This is a genomic window from Caldococcus noboribetus (assembly GCF_055389385.1).
The window spans coordinates 1,264,445-1,280,997 of the sequence record NZ_AP042475.1 but is presented as its reverse complement, the minus strand read 5'-3'; the positions used below and the strand labels follow the sequence as shown (position 1 = coordinate 1,280,997).

Annotated in this window: 19 protein-coding genes and 1 tRNA gene; 11 read left to right on the top strand and 9 right to left on the bottom strand. The window is 56.7% G+C overall.

Features of this window, described 5'->3' with window-relative positions; translation table 11 throughout:
* Positions 1–54: 54 nt before the first annotated feature.
* Both ACZ5GQ_RS06860 and udg read left to right on the top strand, forming a co-directional pair.
* On the top strand, positions 55–717 hold the full coding sequence (locus ACZ5GQ_RS06860; RefSeq protein ID WP_498856409.1) for a hypothetical protein: 663 nt from the start codon (positions 55–57) through the stop codon (positions 715–717).
* A 64-nt stretch (positions 718–781) separates the two neighbouring features.
* Entirely contained in the window at positions 782–1,414 is a 633-nt protein-coding gene (gene udg / locus ACZ5GQ_RS06855) for a type-4 uracil-DNA glycosylase (protein ID WP_498856408.1), read from the top strand.
* On the opposite strand, the gene ACZ5GQ_RS06850 is transcribed toward udg, so the two are convergent.
* Complete coding sequence (locus tag ACZ5GQ_RS06850; protein ID WP_498856407.1) at positions 1,401–3,305, bottom strand: hypothetical protein; 1,905 nt, start codon at positions 3,303–3,305, stop codon at positions 1,401–1,403. The two genes, udg and ACZ5GQ_RS06850, sit on opposite strands and share 14 nt — an antisense overlap.
* 141 nt (positions 3,306–3,446) lie before the next feature.
* Between ACZ5GQ_RS06850 and ACZ5GQ_RS06845 the strand changes: the two genes are divergently transcribed.
* Together ACZ5GQ_RS06845 and ACZ5GQ_RS06840 are read left to right on the top strand one after the other, a co-directional pair.
* Positions 3,447–3,977 (top strand): hypothetical protein, encoded by a 531-nt coding sequence (locus ACZ5GQ_RS06845; protein WP_498856406.1) that lies wholly within the window; start codon positions 3,447–3,449, stop codon positions 3,975–3,977.
* 147 nt (positions 3,978–4,124) lie between these two features.
* Positions 4,125–4,526 (top strand): helix-turn-helix domain-containing protein, encoded by a 402-nt coding sequence (locus ACZ5GQ_RS06840; RefSeq protein ID WP_498856405.1) that lies wholly within the window; start codon positions 4,125–4,127, stop codon positions 4,524–4,526.
* On the opposite strand, the gene ACZ5GQ_RS06835 is transcribed toward ACZ5GQ_RS06840, so the two are convergent.
* Together ACZ5GQ_RS06835 and ACZ5GQ_RS06830 are read right to left on the bottom strand one after the other, a co-directional pair.
* Positions 4,516–4,890 (bottom strand): hypothetical protein, encoded by a 375-nt coding sequence (locus tag ACZ5GQ_RS06835; protein WP_498856404.1) that lies wholly within the window; start codon positions 4,888–4,890, stop codon positions 4,516–4,518. The two genes, ACZ5GQ_RS06840 and ACZ5GQ_RS06835, sit on opposite strands and share 11 nt — an antisense overlap.
* Positions 4,887–5,552 carry an MBL fold metallo-hydrolase gene (locus ACZ5GQ_RS06830; protein WP_498856403.1) on the bottom strand — a complete coding sequence of 222 codons (666 nt, stop codon included), beginning with the start codon at positions 5,550–5,552 and terminating at the stop codon, positions 4,887–4,889. The genes ACZ5GQ_RS06835 and ACZ5GQ_RS06830 overlap by 4 nt, the downstream gene beginning before the upstream one ends.
* An 84-nt stretch (positions 5,553–5,636) precedes the next feature.
* Between ACZ5GQ_RS06830 and ACZ5GQ_RS06825 the strand changes: the two genes are divergently transcribed.
* From ACZ5GQ_RS06825 to ACZ5GQ_RS06815, 3 genes are all read left to right on the top strand, one after another.
* Positions 5,637–6,884, top strand: a complete 1,248-nt coding sequence (locus tag ACZ5GQ_RS06825; protein WP_498856402.1) for a phosphoglycerate kinase — start codon at positions 5,637–5,639, stop codon at positions 6,882–6,884.
* A complete protein-coding gene (locus ACZ5GQ_RS06820; protein WP_498856401.1) occupies positions 6,875–7,921 on the top strand; it encodes a type II glyceraldehyde-3-phosphate dehydrogenase in 1,047 nt (348 codons plus the stop codon). Before ACZ5GQ_RS06825 ends, ACZ5GQ_RS06820 begins: the two co-directional genes overlap by 10 nt.
* Before the next feature lie 104 nt (positions 7,922–8,025).
* Positions 8,026–8,487, top strand: coding sequence for a hypothetical protein (locus ACZ5GQ_RS06815; RefSeq protein WP_498856400.1), 462 nt, complete (start codon positions 8,026–8,028; stop codon positions 8,485–8,487).
* A 71-nt stretch (positions 8,488–8,558) separates the two neighbouring features.
* On the opposite strand, the gene ACZ5GQ_RS06810 is transcribed toward ACZ5GQ_RS06815, so the two are convergent.
* The 4 genes from ACZ5GQ_RS06810 to ACZ5GQ_RS06795 are packed head-to-tail and all read right to left on the bottom strand — an operon-like array spanning position 8,559 to position 10,551.
* The gene (locus ACZ5GQ_RS06810; protein ID WP_498856399.1) at positions 8,559–9,401 is read right to left on the bottom strand and encodes a triphosphoribosyl-dephospho-CoA synthase; all 843 of its coding nucleotides are present in this window, start codon (positions 9,399–9,401) and stop codon (positions 8,559–8,561) included.
* A complete protein-coding gene (locus tag ACZ5GQ_RS06805; protein WP_498856398.1) occupies positions 9,376–9,756 on the bottom strand; it encodes a protein-tyrosine phosphatase family protein in 381 nt (126 codons plus the stop codon). The genes ACZ5GQ_RS06810 and ACZ5GQ_RS06805 overlap by 26 nt, the downstream gene beginning before the upstream one ends.
* Positions 9,711–9,863 (bottom strand): hypothetical protein, encoded by a 153-nt coding sequence (locus ACZ5GQ_RS06800; RefSeq protein WP_498856397.1) that lies wholly within the window; start codon positions 9,861–9,863, stop codon positions 9,711–9,713. The genes ACZ5GQ_RS06805 and ACZ5GQ_RS06800 overlap by 46 nt, the downstream gene beginning before the upstream one ends.
* Positions 9,835–10,551, bottom strand: a complete 717-nt coding sequence (locus ACZ5GQ_RS06795; protein WP_498856396.1) for a uracil-DNA glycosylase — start codon at positions 10,549–10,551, stop codon at positions 9,835–9,837. The genes ACZ5GQ_RS06800 and ACZ5GQ_RS06795 overlap by 29 nt, the downstream gene beginning before the upstream one ends.
* Before the next feature lie 243 nt (positions 10,552–10,794).
* Here ACZ5GQ_RS06795 and ACZ5GQ_RS06790 point away from each other — a divergent pair, with 243 nt between their 5' ends.
* From ACZ5GQ_RS06790 to ACZ5GQ_RS06780, 3 genes are all read left to right on the top strand, one after another.
* On the top strand, positions 10,795–11,775 hold the full coding sequence (locus tag ACZ5GQ_RS06790; protein ID WP_498856395.1) for a COG1361 family protein: 981 nt from the start codon (positions 10,795–10,797) through the stop codon (positions 11,773–11,775).
* Positions 11,776–11,836: 61 nt separating this feature from the next.
* Complete coding sequence (gene malQ / locus ACZ5GQ_RS06785) at positions 11,837–13,312, top strand: 4-alpha-glucanotransferase (RefSeq protein ID WP_498856394.1); 1,476 nt, start codon at positions 11,837–11,839, stop codon at positions 13,310–13,312.
* A gap of 62 nt (positions 13,313–13,374) precedes the next feature.
* Positions 13,375–13,839 carry a DsrE/DsrF/DrsH-like family protein gene (locus ACZ5GQ_RS06780; RefSeq protein WP_498856393.1) on the top strand — a complete coding sequence of 155 codons (465 nt, stop codon included), beginning with the start codon at positions 13,375–13,377 and terminating at the stop codon, positions 13,837–13,839.
* Positions 13,840–13,984: 145 nt separating this feature from the next.
* Here the strand turns inward: ACZ5GQ_RS06780 and ACZ5GQ_RS06775 are convergent, their stop codons facing one another.
* On the bottom strand, positions 13,985–14,761 hold the full coding sequence (locus ACZ5GQ_RS06775; protein ID WP_498856392.1) for a metallophosphoesterase family protein: 777 nt from the start codon (positions 14,759–14,761) through the stop codon (positions 13,985–13,987).
* Between the two features lie 100 nt (positions 14,762–14,861).
* A tRNA-Val gene (locus tag ACZ5GQ_RS06770) sits at positions 14,862–14,939 on the bottom strand.
* Positions 14,940–15,045: 106 nt separating this feature from the next.
* On the opposite strand from ACZ5GQ_RS06770, the gene ACZ5GQ_RS06765 reads away from it, so the two are divergent.
* Entirely contained in the window at positions 15,046–16,536 is a 1,491-nt protein-coding gene (locus ACZ5GQ_RS06765; protein WP_498856391.1) for an MFS transporter, read from the top strand.
* Positions 16,537–16,553: the final 17 nt, after the last annotated feature.

Here is a 16,553-nt window from a genome sequence, read left to right as displayed (position 1 = left end):
CTCTCAGATCAGCATAAAAACGCCGCGTGCAAGGTAACTTGTGACGTGATGGACTTGAACTTGAAGGTGGCTGTGGCCGTCGCAGTAATAGCAGTTGCTGTCATTGGTAGCCTCTACTACTTCATTGTTGTAAGACGACCAGCAGTGCAGCAGTCAGGCAGCATCAGCCTAGGGCAACTGGTTGCAGCTAGGCCTGGAGCCGTCAACTCGAGTGAGCTCTCCTCGCTCCTGGGAGGCAATTGGACGATGTTAAGCAACACCTCCTTTGCAGCCGTTGTGAACCTGAAGAAGGGCCAGCTGGATGTTGCATACCTCAACGGCACCAGCAGGGTCCTAAACCTAAGCAATGGACTTGAACTTATAGGCCCAACAGGCCAGGCCAACGGCGGCTACCCCCTCTGGGTCACGGGGTACTTCTACTATTACAAGGTATCGCCCAACGTGACCTACCAACTTGGAATAGAGGTTTTCAGGGCGACCAACTCCACTCAGATAAACTGGACCATGAGTGCCGTCGAGGATCACTTTAACATCGCGCCCCAAGCCACTGACGGCATAACCTACGTTGTAGTTCAGCCCTACACGCCGATATATAACATAACCTTCGTATATGCATCATATAGGTCATCTTACCTCATTATAGTGATTAGTCTCTCAAACGCCAGCAAGGAGCAGCTAGTGCAGGTCACCGCCGCGGCAGCCAAGACTATTGGATAAGGCTGCCGCAGCGCTGGCTTTAGCCTCTACAAGAAATTATTTGTTTAAACTGGGGTGCCTCCCAGTGAGCCTTGAAGACAAGAAGGCTCACTACGACGACATTGCAGAAAGGGTGAGGGGCTGCAAGGCATGCCCACTTCACAGGCTGAGAACTAACGCGGTTCCTGGGGAGGGGAACCTCAACGCAAAAATCATGCTAGTTGGCGAGGCCCCGGGGAAAAACGAGGATGAGCAGGGAAGGCCATTTGTAGGCGCCGCTGGGCAGCTCCTTAACTCGCTGCTCGAGCAGGCGGGCCTGGGGAGGCAGGATGTCTACATAACTAATGTCGTAAAGTGTCGCCCACCCAACAACAGGACTCCAACGGAGGACGAGGTAGCGGCATGCATAGGGTTCCTAAGGGAGGAGATATCACTGGTCAGGCCAAAGGTTATAGTGGCCCTTGGCAACACTGCTGGTTCCGCAATAATGTCCCTCGCAGGAAAGCGCTGGAGGGGAGTCACAGCCGAGAGGGGAAGGAAAGTAAGGACGTCCATAGAGGGCGTTGAGCTGGTTGTCATTCCAACTTATCACCCTGCGGCAGCCCTCTATAAGCCGGACCTAAAGGGTTACCTGGCTGAGGACATCAGGAAGGCCGCTGAGGAGGCTACAGAACCTAAGGGCAGCAGGAGAACCCTGCTTGACTTCATGGACGGCTGAGACCCCTTATATAGTTCTTGTATGACCTCAGCGAGACAGCTGCCACCGCCATGGCGCCCACTGCCATGGCGGCCAGGACAAGGGCTAACGTCACGCCTAGGCTAGGACCCGACTGCTGTACGCTCACTGCCTGAGGCCCGCCGCTGCTGTAACCTATAGCACCTATATACCACACAAGCTCGTCGACCACAGCGCTTTCCATTATATAGATAGCGTCCTGCGGATCTGAGGGCATCAATGTGACGGCGTAATTCATGTATGAGGCGTCAAGTGAGCTGCTGAGCCCCCTCATGGACAGCACTGAGCCTAACAGCGAGTACTCCATCTCAAGCTCCTTCGCGTACGCATTAATAACTGCTGGGTTCGAGAAGCTCTGCGTCTCTATGAATATGACGTTAAGGGCGTTAGTGAGGGCGTCCTCATAGACTCCTATGGCAGCCAGGTAGTAGCCCTGCGAGAGCATGTGGTCCCCTTCGCTGACGAGGAAGTTTAGGTCATTCTCCATGGACTGCAGCACCTGGGCGTCTGCTAAGTCCCCCACGCTCTCAAACTCCTGTACGTAGTAGCTTATCAAGGAGTCGGCATACTTTATTGCCGTGTCCGTGAAGGCTCCCACAGAGCCTGCTGTCGAGGCCACGAACTGAGGAGACACCAGGGGTCCCGTGTCCCTGGTCGCGTTCGCAGCTAGCAGCCAACCTATGGCGCTCTGTATCCTTGCCTTAGCTACCCCAAGGTAGTAGGCCGGCAGGTAGGCTGTGCTGACGTTTACCTCCTGGGATATGCTTGAGGCGTAGCTCGCATAATATATGGAGTCTGCTAGCCTTGCAAAGGCTGTCGCCGCGAGCTCGTCATATGCAAGCCCATTGGAGCTGTTAGTATAAGCTACCGCCTGAGCTATTAGGCTCTCGGCGTCAGAGGTTATGGCGCTCGACTGCGAGGAGAAGAACTGTGAAAGCCCCTCCCCTGACTGGTAGGCCCTGTAGGCCCAAACCGTGTAGTTAGCTGCCAGGGCGTTAATGTAAGCCGTGAACGCGTAGCTGGCAGCCGCGTACGGGAGCGTCTTGAGGAACTTCTCGGCTAGACCTATGTCCTGCTCACTGCCATTTATGTAACTTTCCACTTCACCCTGAATGGGCTGCGGCTCGTCAAACAGGTTCACGCTATGTAGGAGCGAGCTAGTCTCGTTAATGAAGCCCGTGGCTACGTTCTCCATCACCGAGTTAAACATGGGCAGGGGCTCCACACTTAGCGTTACATTGAACCTATAAGAATGAAGCACCTTAACTAGGGCCTCTACTATGCCGGCCACTGGCACCTGCTCCGTGTCGTTGCATGACGTTATGCCTGTCTCAAGGTTCCCCACCGGGTATACTATTCCAAGGTTATGGCTGCTCGCGGCCTCGCACTTGTAGGGAAGACCTCCTATGGGGCCCGAGAGCCCTGACGGTGACACCGCGCCAGTTATAGCGAACCTGTGAAGGTACGTGTCGTTGAGGCCCGTAGCTAGGGTGTAAACCGCAAGCATCACTCCAAAGCTGCCGCTAGGCCCCGATATCTGGCCGCTTACATTTATGTGGACGTTAAGGTTATAGTACCTCCAGTTAAGGCCAGCATAAGTCATGGCCACCATGAATGCAGTCTCCATGCTGTACAGCGTTGACGGCTGTGCGGGTCCAGTGTTGTCACTTACGGTGACCTGACCGCTACCCGGGTAGGAGAGCGTTATTGTGGTGTTCGTCACCACCCCGCTGGTGCCCTCCACTGCCGGCAATAATATCCAGGTGCTCCTGCTCCACGAGATCTGCTGGGCCCTCGCTGTTGAGGATGACGCGGCGGCTAGCAGTGCTATTATCAACAATGATGCTAGCAGGATAGCTAAGCCTTTGGGCATGCTACCCCCCGCGAGTGAGCCTCCTGTAAAGATTTATATGTTCTGATTATGTCAACGCAAAGGCCCATGGAGTTAACCATTGAGCATCACTTTTTAAGGGCCTGGAAGCCCTAGACAGGTGAGCCTGTTAGGTGAGAGGTTATGGGAGGTAGAAAGCAGCCAAGGCTTAAGGAGGCCTCCATTGACGAGAAGGCAGGGTCCGCCAAGGAGCTCAGGATAACGCCTACCCAGGTGGTCACCAAGGACAAGGTGCTCCAGAACCCTAAGCTCATGTCACTGGTGTACCTCGTCAGCAGGCTGGGCCCCATACATGAGAGGACCCTTCACATGGTAGTCAACGAGGTCCAGCAGAAGGGCTTTGACCTGGGCTACCAGTTCTTCAAGGTGGGCCAGGACCCCTATAGCCCTGCGTTAAAGAATGACATTGTAGCGCTGCTGTACGTTGGCCTACTTGAGGCGGAGCCCAGGTATAAGAAGCTCGTCGTGAGCTCCTCAGGCAAGGAGGCCTTAGAAAAGGTTGGCACCCCCAAGGGGCTGCAGGACATAGTGGAGAGCTCCATACAGGAGCTCAAGGCCAAGAGCTCTATGATGGACGCCAGGATAGATGTGGAGATACGCAGGGGCGTCGGGGCCCCCAGCCGCCGCTCCTACAGGCCTCCCATGGGTCTCTGAGGCTTTATTGCGGCCTACGCTCAGCCCTCGAGCCCTACATTGATGATCCAGTTTAGGTGAAGTCTAGGTGGCCTAGGCATTTATAAGGCGTAAGGCCCACGGGCGGTTTCTAACACCCCAATTAGCTTAATGGCCTAGCAAGCCACGGTGCTGCTATTGCCCAGTTATGTGCACCTGCTAGGGAAAGAGACCAGAAGGAAGATCATAGAGCTCATGGCCTCAGGAAGGGGGGTGAGGCAGCTGGCCGAGGAGCTGGGCGTGACGCCGGCGGCCATAAGCAAGTACCTTAAGGGCGAGACGCACCCGTCAGATAAGGTACTTGAAAGGGCCATAGAGTCCGCGAGCCCTGAGGAGGCCCTGGAGATCTCAAGGATGGTGGCTGCCGAGCTCCTTGATGGAATAGATGACTACGTTAACTGGTCCCTGGAGAAGGGGGTCATAGACCCTAGGCTCTCGGTTAAGCTTTCAGAGATAGCCGCTAAGGTAGGCCTGGCCTCCCTCTCCTCAAGGAGGTTCTCGGAGCAGGTTGACGAGAAGGTTAATCCTTAGGCATCTGGTACCTGGACCTCAGGCCCAGCATCATAAAAGACTCGGCCGCCTCCACCAGCCACCCAGCTATTATAAAGAGGAGCCTCTCCACCGCCACCTCCTCGGGCTCCCCCAGGGCCCTCGAGGCGACCCCTGGGTCAACCCTGCCCTGAAACCTCGTCATTATTGCGTCCACTAGCTCAAGCAGGGTCATTGAGGGTGACGACTTGACCAGACCCTCGACAAACTTAAAGTCGTCCTCGCTTAGCATGGACTTCTCTACCAGGTCCTCCCTGCCCTCCGCCCTGGCCCTCTCCCAGTATAGGAACAGCGGCGTATAGTCGCTGACTATCTTGCCTGTAGCAAAGGGTGGCGCCCTGCTCAACTTTGCTCACTTTCCAGGGGTAGTATTACAAGGGCAGGGCCGTTAAGCTTGCCTGGCTCAACTTCTAATGGCCTGCTTAACTTAACGACGTCGCCGCGCCAGAGCGAGAGCATCACATCCAGTGGGTCAAGGGGCACGTTGGATCCAGCGACCCAGTAGTGCATGGGCAGTATTAGCCTTGCGCCAAGCCGTGCAGCCCACTCAAGGGCCTCAGACTGCTTTACTGTGGTAACATTGCCTGCTGGCACCATAATAATGTCGACCTTGCCCACGGACCTAACTATTTCATCGGTGGGGCCCACGCCCACGTCACCCATGTGCATTATTCTTAGCCCCTCTGCGCCAATGACGTAGGCCACGGTCCAGCCGTACTTAGATCCGCCCTCGGCGTCGTGAGGCAGCCTGAAGCCGATCACCGAGAACGGCCCCATAGTGAATGACCCCTCCCTTGAGAAGGCCACACCCTTAGTACTGGGCCCCCTGGCCGTCTCTACAGAATTATGATCATAGTGGTCGTGCGTCACAAGGACATAGTCTGCGTTGGGTTCGCATCTAGGCAGTCCCAGGCTGTCGCCATCATGGGGGTCTATGGCGAGCTTCACGCCGTTGCTCTTTATAACAAAGTACGACTGCCCGCACCAGCTGATCCTCAACTCCCTCACTCAGGGCCCCTGGGGAGGCAAGGCCTATTATTGTTAGGCCTCTTGTTTCAAAATTTTTATATTTCTGGTTCTGAAAGATGCCTGGTGCTGCTCTTGCTTCACGTGAGGTTCAGGGGAATTATAGTAGGCACCATGGACGACGTCAACTTCTGGGGGAAGAAGGTTCTGGCAAGGGTCGACATAAACAGCCCCATGAAGGACGGCAAGCTCCTCGACAGGAGCAGGATAGAGGCCCACGCAAAGACCATAAGGGAGCTCCACGAGTCCGGGGCAAAGGTAGTAGTCATGGCTCACCAGGGCAGGCCTGGAGGCGACGACTTTGATCACCTTGAACAGCACGCCAGGGCGCTCGAGCCCCTGGTGGGCACCTCGGTGAAGTTCGTGAAGGACGTCGTGGGGCCTGAGGCCATCAGGATGATAGACTCCCTCGAGCCCGGCGAAGTCCTGGTCCTTGACAACGTCAGGCTCCTCGCGGAGGAGAACCTGCAGGCCGAGCCCGAGAGGCTGGTGAAGACAATCCTGGTCAGGGAGCTAGCCCCCCACTTTGATGTATACGTTGGCGACGCCTTCGCTGCGGCCCACAGGAGCCAGCCCAGCATAGCTGGCTTCCCGTACGTTCTTCCCTCTGTGGCGGGCCGAGTCATGGAGTCGGAGCTCAGGGGGCTCTCTAAGGTGCTTGACGTGGGCTCAAGGTCATTCTTCGTGGGGGGCTCCAAGGTTGACGACGTAGTTAAAGTCATGCCAAACCTGATTAGTAAGGGAACAGTTATGACCGGGGGCCTCGTGGCCCTGGCGTTCGCTAAGGCCTACGGCCAGTACCTGGGGCCGGCGGAGGACATAGTTAAGTCGCTTGGGGTTGAAGTTATCGAGGGGGCCAGGAGGGTCCTTGAAAGGGGGAAGGTTATGGTTCCCGTTGACTATGTCGTTGAAAGGCCTGACGGTGAGGTTGAGGTCCAGGAGGCTGGGCAGGAGCTGAGTGGGGTGCCCAAGGACATAGGTCCCATGACTGTGGCCGCCTACAGGGACGTCATAGACGCCTCAGACGCGGTGATTTTTAAGGGCACTGCGGGTGTTGTTGAGGATCCAAGGTTCAGGAGGGGCACCGTAGCCCTCCTTGAGGCTGCGCTGAAGTCAGGGGCCTTCGTGCTCGTCGGCGGAGGTCACATCAACGCAGCCCTCTCCTGGGTCGAGGAGGACCTGAGGAAGTCGGTGGGCTACACAAGCACCGCCGGGGGTGCAATGCTTTACCTTGCCGCTGGGCTTAGGATGCCCGGCGTTGAGGCCCTCGCCTACTCCTACTCAAAGTTCATAGCCAGGGGAGGGTGGCCTTGAGGGGCAAGGTGGCCGTTGGGGTAAACGGGTACGGGACCATAGGCAGGAGGGTCGCATGGGCGGTAGGCCTTCAGCCCGACATGGAGCTCGTGGGCGTGGTGAAGACTAAGCCGGACTACGCGGCCCTCCAGGCCATGAGCGCGGGGATCCCTGTTTACGTGCCTGGGGAGGCCGAGGCCGAGAGGTTTAGGAGGGCGGGGCTCGAGGTCAAAGGGACCTTAAGGGACCTGCTGAGGGAGGTCGACGTTATAGTTGACGCCACCCCGGACGGCGTTGGCGCCACATATGCCAAGCTCTACAGGGAGGCCGGCGTCAAGGCGGTTTTCCAGGGAGGCGAGGAGGCCTCGGTGGCCCAGGTGTCATTCAGCGCGCTGTGCAACTATGACGAGGCCGTAGGGAAGGACAGCGCCAGGGTAGTCTCATGCAACACCACGGGGCTCCTGAGGTCCATATGCGCCGTGAACTCTGCCATAGGCGTCAGGTCGGTCAACGCCTTCCTGGTAAGGAGGGCGGCCGACATGCACGAGGTCAAGAGGGGCCCCATAAACTCCATAGTGCTCAGCCCGCCCAAGGTTCCCAGCCACCACGCAGGCGACGCAAGAACCGTGCTCCCCTGGCTCGACATAACTACTGCCGCCGTGGTGGTGCCGACAACCCTCATGCACGTCCACTACGTTACCATGAAGCTGAGGAGAGAGGCCTCAAGGGAGGAAGTACTTGAGGCCCTGAGGTCGTCACCGAGGGTACTTGTGGTCAGCGCGTCAAGGTCAGGGGTGGAGGGCACCTCCCAGATCATTGACGCCGCCAGGCATGTAAGGCCAAGGGGGGACGTGCCTGAGCTAGTGGTGTTTGAAGAAAGTATAACAGTTAAGGGCGAGGAGGTCTCCCTCATACAGGCAGTACACCAGGAGTCCATAGTGGTGCCGGAGAACGTGGACGCCATAAGGGCCCTCACGGACCTTAGTGACGGCGCAAGCTCGATTAAGTTAACTAATAGTGCGCTAAGCCTTGGGAAGCTGCCAGGGCTCTCTTTTTGAATTAGCCGGTAATACCTTTCGCACGTTGCCAAGCGTGTTTTTAAAGAAGGAAAGAGAAAAACATATTTAGGGCACACTTTTAATAAATATCATAGGCGCCAGGCATGGCTAGGAGCAGGAGGTCTATTTCAGATATAGTAGCAGTAGTCATGCTAATAATAATAGCGATAGCCGCAGCAGTCCTCATATATGCTTGGCTCAGCGGCCTTATAGGCGGCGTTCACGGCGGTAATGCGGGCTTATACACAAAGGTGGAGATAGTGGGTGGAAACATCTCTGGCCCTACCAGCGGTACTTATAAAGTATATGCAACTGTTGATAATTTAGGCGAAACCACGGCTACCATCAACTATATGGCAGTTGAGTTCGCAGCTAACTCCTCCGTCATATGTAGCACCTCCTCGCCGCTGCCTAGCAGCTCGACAACCATACAAGTAGACAAAAGCGCTACCCTCTACTTTACATGTAGTTCATTAAGTATAACGCCAGCGGCTGGCACGGAAGTGGAGATCGTAGTATCGACTACTGATGGCATTACTGCAACATATTCAACTACATGGCCATGAGGCTACAGTCGCTAACTTGACACGAAGTCTTAAACTCTTATTCTCGATCCAATTCACCTTTTTGCCCCACATTACCCCTTTAAGCCCTCATAGGCTAGCAGGGATACGGCCGCGCTCAAGATGTCAAGAAGAGAGCCCAGGTTCCAGCCGCGGGACCTCCACGCTAGGTTCAGCGAGGCGCCTGCCAATGAGGCCTCGGCTGCCGCTATAAGCGACGCCCTGATGCCCTTGGACCTGGCCAGCAGGGAGTCATGTACTGTCGACGCTAGGTATAAGTAGGCCCACACCACCGCACTCTCAAGACCCTCCTTGGCCTTCTCCCTTATAATTTCAGCCACCGCCTGCGTCAGCCTGTAGCCGTTAACGACCTCCTGAGAAGTTACATCATCGACCATGCCTAAAACAACTCCAAGGCCTACCTTGGGCTCGCCCTCACTGACGTCAGGAAGCGGCCCCCAGTACCTGCCCAGGTGCGACGGCGCAAGGAGCCTCAGGAGCCTGTAGTAGGCGGCCGAGGCCCTTGGCGTTGACCTCCTTACTAGCTCGCTGGCCCTCCTGCAGAGCTCCTTAACGTCAGGCCTGCCCAGCGATGCAGAGGCCAAGGGCACTATCATGAGAGCCTGGCCCAGGCCCACATTTGACCTTAGCCCCACCTCCTTAATGGCCCTCAGGTACTCCTCAAGGCCTGCAGCAACAGGGTCCTCATTTCCCTCCGCTGCTGCCATACAGGCAGCAAAGGATCCCCTCTCCACTGCCTCATGGTTGAGCGTGAAGTCAAATACGTCCTTGTCCTCCTGGCCCTCCACCCTGGTCACGGCGCCGGGCTTTGGGTGCGCCAGGGGCTCTAGGATGGCGCCAAGGGAGAGCCTTGAGGCGTTAGCCATGCACTCATACGCCTGAGAGGACGTCGCCAAGCCCCATCCCCTGGGACAGCTCCCTTATGGTTCCCCAGGGCCCCAGCCTCCTCTTCATAACCTCAAGTAAGTCAAGGAACATCAGCTGTTCCTCCGACTCAGGCCCACAGCCCCTAGCGCCCTCAAAGACGCTGACCGCTTCATCAGGGCTCATGCCGCGAAAGAGGACCAGGTAGCCTGAGACCACGGTGCCCGTCCTACCGCAGCCGGCGTAGCAGTGAACGTAGACCCTCCTGCCCTGGTCAAGGTGCCTCGCTATTGCACTTATTGCGGAGGCCGTGTTGCTTATGGGCTCCACCTCCATGTCCCTTATGGGGTAGACCTCCCTTGAGGCACTGTGGCGCTCGCCGGACATGAGGGCTCAAGGGTTATGATCACGTCTACCTTTATGTCGTATTCATCAAGGTCTATGCAGCCTGGCCCCGCGTAGAGGTTAGGCATTACCTCCGCTGGGCCTCTCACACTTATCACCTATACCGGCCAGCTGCTTGGCCCTCTCAAAGATGTTCCTGAGGTCCTCTATGCTGAGCGCCCCCGTGTTCACGTTCCTCGGGCTTGGGTGGTAGCTGGCTATGAGCCACCTGCCGTCCGGCAGCCTGTACTCGGCCCCGTGCCTGAACTCCAGCCTAACGTTAAAGGCCTTACAGAGCTGGTCAAATGCAAGCCTTCCCAGGGCCACGAAGACCCTGGCGTTGGGCAGGAGGCTAAGCTCCTCCTTAAGGTATGGAAAACAGTTGTCGACCTCCTCCCTCAGCGGCCTGTTGTCAGGCGGGGCACAGTGGAGAGACGCAGTTATATAAACGTGGTACACCTGAAGTCCGTCATCCCTGCTGACGCTCGTCGGCTTATTGGCTAGGCAGGCCTCGTAAAGCGCCCTGAAGAAATTGTTCCCTGACTGGTCGCCCGTGAACATCCTGCCAGTCCTGTTGCCACCATGAGGCGCAGGGGCCATGCCGACGACCACTATGGGGGCCAGGGGGTCTCCAAGGCTTGGAACTGGCCTTGACCAGTAAGTCTGACCCCTGAACCTCCTGGGCGGGTTGAGCCCCACCTCCACGTCAAACTTCCTGAGCCTTGGGCATTTGTTACAGCTCAGTATGGTGTCCTGAAGCTCCCTCAGCTTCCTCAACCTCTCCTGGAGCTCCTGCAAGTCGCTCCCTCTTGCCTGCATTCGCCACAGCAATAGTCAGTGCTAACTTAAATGATTGCTCTCCCTAGGAAAGTCGCTTTCTTGTTGAAATAGTATATACCCAGCTATACCTGGGCAGGGAGGGCACTTCTCTTTATAGAGATAAGTATAAGCACATGGCTCCCTAGGGGAGACGTAGGTGGGAATACGAGGTTCCTAGTAGCCTTCCTCATAGCTGCCCTCCTCATAGCCCTGCTGCCCTCCGTGGCCATGGCCCAGTACGGCTACGGGACCTCGGAGGTAGTAGTTAACAACAACAATGTTACCCTTTACCCAGGAGGCTCTACGACGATATCGTTTACAGTTAAGCTCGTGAGCGGCAACACGTGGGGGACTAACGTCAAGATAGTAACATCGTCAAGCTATATCAGCGCCACCGCGTCACCCTCGTCAGGCGACCCAACGTTCTCAGGCAAGCTGACAATAAGCGTCGCCGCCAACGCAGCCCCTGGAGTCTACGAGATAAATATTAGCGCCACGGGCGATGACCCCTCAAGCTCGTCAACAACCATCTACGTGTACGTTAAGTCCAATACTTCAACTACGATGACATCCACGACTACGACAACGACATCCACGCCAAGTAGTGTTGCGACGACGACCATGGTGACCACAACGAAGACAGTAACTACCACAAGCACATACACCGCTACTGCGCCCTCCCCCTCTTCAAGCTCAAGCCTTGCACCGCTCGGCGCGTTCGTGGTTGTAGTAATACTTTCGCTGGCCGCGGTCCTCGGCCTAGGGCTCCTCGGGCCGCGCAAGTCGGCGCCGGCACTGTCGTTGCTGTCGCTCGTCCCAGAGGGCTACCTGCTGGCCTTTGACCCTGCCCTTAAGGCCACGGCCCCCCTTCACTATTACCTGTTAGCAGCCTACACTGCCTTCAGCGTGATAGTGGGCGTGGCGCTCCTCTTGAGGCCCATGAGGGCAGCTTATGTGCTTGCTGCTGTAATTACGGGGCTTATGACGCTCGCGATGATACTTGACGCTGCCCTGGGGCTCCCGCTCAGCGCAGTGTACTCCCCAGGCTCCATGGCTGGCATAGACTACCTGTTCGGCATGGGCATAACGCCGTTCTCGTCCCTTGGAGTGACGCTCTCGTTCACCTCGCTCATGCTCTTATCCGCAGGAACCTCAGGGGCCTCGATAAGGGCTCTAAGGGCTGGCCTTAAGCTGAGCAGGTAACCCCTTTTCTTAATTCTTAATAAACTTCTTTGCCTGCCAGCATTTCCAGCTGGGAAGCTAAGTGGAAAGGGGTAGCGGCCTGCTGCTGCACATAACGTCCCTCCCAGGCCCTCCTTTAGTGGGCGACCTTGGCCCCTCAGCCCACAGCTTCCTTGAACTGCTCAGGGAGGCTGGACAGAGGTACTGGCAGGTGTTGCCCTTAAGCCCCACCGCTCCGGAGCACGACAACTCGCCCTACAGCGGCCTCTCAGCGTTCGCCGGGAACCCCATAATGGTGAGCCCCCAGCTGCTGACAGACGAGGGGCTCCTCACCGCTGAGGAGCTGGCGTCCCTCCCGCGGGGCGAGCCTAACAGCGTGGACTACAGGCTTGCCTATGAGCACAGGATGAGGCTCCTAAGGCTGGCCTTCTCAAGGTTTAAGCCGAGCGGCGACTACGACAGGTTCGTTGACAGGAACTCCTGGTGGCTTGAGGACTACGCGCTTTACGTCGCGCTCAGGGAGCACTTTAACGGCTCTGACTGGTCCTCGTGGCCTGAGAGCCTTAGGCGCAGGGAGGTGGGCGAGCTCAAGGCCTGGCGCGAGAAGCTGAAGGACAGGGTAGAGCTCGAGTACTTCATACAGTACAAGTTCTTCTCCCAGTGGTCCTCGCTCAGGGCGCACGCCAGGAGGCTCGGCATAAGGATAATAGGCGACATACCAATTTACGTGAGCTATGACAGCGCTGACGTTTGGTCAAACCCCGGCATATTTAAGTTGGGCCGCGACCTCAGGCCCACCTACGTCTCTGGGGTGCCGCCTGACTACTTCAGCAAGACCGGGCAGCTGTGGAACACGCCAGTCTATGACTGGGAGTCGCTCAGGAGGGAGAGGTACTCCTGGTGGATAAGGAGGTTCGCCCACGCCGCGGAGCTCTTTGATGCCGTCAGGCTTGACCACTTCAGGGGCTTCGCCGCCTACTGGGAGGTTCCGGCGGGCGAGAGGACTGCAGTTAACGGCAGGTGGGTCAGGGGCCCTGGGGAGGACCTTTTCAGGCAGGTTATGAGGGAGGTGCCGAGGCTTCAGCTCATAGCTGAGGACCTGGGGTTCATAACGCCTGACGTGGTGCAGCTCAGGGACAGGCTCGGACTCCCTGGCCTCAAGGTGTTGCAGTTCGCCTGGGACGGCAACCCGAACAACCCCTATAAGCCGCACAACTACGGCAGGAACTTCGTCGTTTACACGGGAACCCACGACAACAACACAATAGTCGGCTGGTTCTTCCGCGAGGCCTCCCCCAGGGCGAGGCGTGAGGCCATGAATTACATGGGGCTCAGGGATACCAGGGAAGTAAACTGGGCCTTCATAAGGCTTGCCATGATGAGCGTGGCTGACGTGTCGATATTCCCTGTGCAGGACGTGCTTGGCCTTGGCCCCGAGGCCAGGATGAACACCCCAGGCACGATGGGAGGCAACTGGAGGTGGAGGCTGGCGTCTTTCGATGGGCTCAGGAAGGTTGCAAGGAGGCTCAGGGACATGACTAGGGCCTACGGACGTTAGCTTACTCTATATAGAGAAAGTTATAATAGCTCCCAAGGTCTTTCTAAAGAGCGGCGAGAGCCTTGGGCGAGGGTAAGAGGAAACTAGGTATAGTGTTCGCCTCAGGCGCCTCCAACAGGATATGCTGCCTAATAATATATGGGGCTACGGCCCTTGCAATGGGCTACGACGTCAGGGTGCACCTGGTTAACGAGGGTTTAGTGGCATTTAAGAAGGACGTCCTGCCCAAGCTGAGCACTGACGACATAGATTTAACCACGTTCCCTCAGTACTTCAGGCCCTACGTTGAGACTTACCTGAGGAACCTCAAGGAGTCCGTCAGCTCCGGCAAGGTCAAGGACTGGTACTCGTGGATAAAGGAGCTCAAGGACCTCTACAGGGACTCGTTCAAGATATATGCCTGCCCTCTGGCAGCCCAGTTCTACAACATTAAGAAGGAGGACCTGGCAGACGTAGTTGATGATATAAAGGGCGCCGAGGCGTTCCTTGACGAGGTTTACGGAGGCCCCATACTTTACATAGGTTAAGCTAACGCTTCCTTTTATTTGGTTTGGCGTTTCAGGTAAGCGCCTCAGACCGGTACCCTTTTTTGGCCTCGCACGAGAGCTTTCAATCACCACATCAGCCGGTTCGCTACCGCTCATCGGCCACCTGACCCATTGGACTAGGACGTTAATTAGCTGAGCCCCTGGAAGCCCTTGAAGGTACCCTGGCCTCCAGGAACATCAGCTTAAGGGCGCTCATGTAGGGCTCCGGCACCCCGAGGGCCTCAAGGTCCCTGACAACAAGGCTGGTATCATACTTAACTCTCTTTAGCTCCACTTTTCCTTTCTCCACATCAATCACTGCGTAGGCCGCCCTTGGGTCCCCGTCCCTTGGCTGGCCCACGCTGCCTGGGTTCACGAGGAGGCTGCCCCCAACCCTTCTCACAAACTGGTAATGCGTGTGTCCAACCAGGTACAGGGAATAGCCAGGTTCGTAGTTAGCTGAGTGCGAGAGCCTTAGGCTCCTCACGAGCATTCTTTTCACTGTGTCATCGTCAAGCCATGGATATATGTAGCCGTAAAGGGGGCTTGAGGGGGAGCCGTGGACGGCCAGCGACCTACCCATGGGGCCCATGTCGAGCTCCAGTCGTTCATGCCATGAACTGACGAACGCTAAATCGCTACCAGAAACTAGCTTTTTCGTGTAGTTCTCCCTGAAGAAGACGCTCACCCAGTGAGTCTCCTCGCCGCACATGCAGTCAACGCCGTGGACCAGGGCGTTATCATGGTTTCCCATGACAGCCCTTGCGCCCACAGACCTTAGAGTATCTATTACCTCGCTCGGCCTTGGGCCGTAGTCCACTGCGTCCCCAAGAAATAGCACCTGATCGTAGCTCTCGGAGTTAATGACAGCCCGTAAAGCGTACGAGTTTCCATGCGCATCACTTAATACTAGCAGCTTCACTGTGGCCCCTCAGCCAAAAGGTCTTGCGTCGTTTAAAGTATTTAGTGAGGACCCCCTCTGTTTCATAATATCCGCTATTTACATGGCCTAACCGAGCAGGTGGTGGGCCCGGCCGGACTTGAACCGGCGACCTCCGCCGTGTCAGGGCGGCGTCCTAACCAATCTAGACTACGGGCCCACCAGAACTCTCGGCTTTCGGTCTAGTTTTTAAGCTCTGTGCAACCACAAAAGCCTATAGTAAGGTATAAGATATTTCGGTTAGCTTAATGCTCAGGGCGGCCAGCTTGGAGTACAAGTGGAAGGCGCTGTCAGTCACGAGCGTCGGCTCACTGATGTCGGCCATAGATAGCACTGTCGTGCTCCTGGCCCTAGTCCCCATAGCTGAGGACCTTCACGCCGACTATGTTACCATAGTCTGGATAGTCGTGGCCTACCTGCTCGCTAACACCTCCCTTGTACTCACGTTCGGCAGGGTTGGCGATACCTACGGGAGGAAGAAGATCTACAACGCTGGCTTCGCAGTGTTTACCATAGGTTCCCTGCTCTCGGCTCTGTCGCAGAGCGGCCTTGAGCTGGTCATGTTCAGGGCCCTGCAGGGCATAGGCTCAGCCATGATGCTCTCTAACTCGCTTGCAATAATTTCCGAGGCATTCCCAGTCAACGAGAGAGGCAGGGCCCTCGGCATAAACTCCATAGTGTGGTCCTCGGGCACAGTGCTCGGCATAATTCTAGGAGGGCTAATAATAACATATACTACATGGAGGTGGATATTCCTAATCAACGTCCCCATAGGAATCTTCGGGACCGTCTGGGCCTACGTGACCCTCAGGGAGACCAGGTTCAGGAGAGCCGGTGAAAGCTTCGACGTACCCGCCGCCGTCCTGTTCACAATGGGCATACTCGCGCTTCAGCTTGGTTTCACGTTCGGCCTTCTGAGAGGGTGGACTGACATGTACACGCTGCTGTCGTTTGCAGCGGCGCCCCCGCTGCTCGCGGTGTTCACATTCTGGGAGCTGTATAAGGTTAGGGACCCCATAATAGACCTCAGGATGTTCAAGTACAACAGGATGTTCACTGCATCTATATTTACGGCTACCGTGCAGAGCCTGGCCATGTTTGCCGTCAACTTCCTCCTCCTGTTCTACCTAGAGGGCATATTCGGCCTGCCGGTGCTGACTGCCTCCTACCTGATAATACCCATGGCAGCCGTCAACATGATAGCCGGTCCCATAGGGGGCAGGCTGACAGACAAGTATGGCCCAAGACCGATAGCCACGGCGGGCCTCATTATACAGGGGGTTGCGCTGCTCCTGCTGGCCATGATGAGCGTGGGCACCCCGCTCTGGTGGGTTGCCATGGTGGAGGGCATCTATGGCCTTGGAGGCGGCCTCTTCTGGCCCTCAAACACGACCGCCGTAATATCGTCAGCTCCCAGGGAGAGGTACGGCGTTGCCTCTGGAACCCTGACCACATTTAGGAACACAGGCATGATACTAAGCTTCGCTGTCTCCTTGACGTCGGTGGCGGCTGCCCTGCCCGCGTACTATGTATACCAACTCTTCGTTGGCACGCTGAGCGGCCACCTTCCTCCATCGTTGATGATAAGCTACCTCAACGCGCAGGCCTTCGCCTACCACGTATCCCTTGGACTTCTAGTTGTGGCAACCGTGCTCTCAGCCCTCAGGCCCTCTGGCGCCCTGGCCAAGCACATGAAGGTAAGGGAGGGAACTGCTCCCCCCATAGTTAGGGCAAACGATGATAAGGGCAGGAGCTAACTGTTTAAATTTTGACC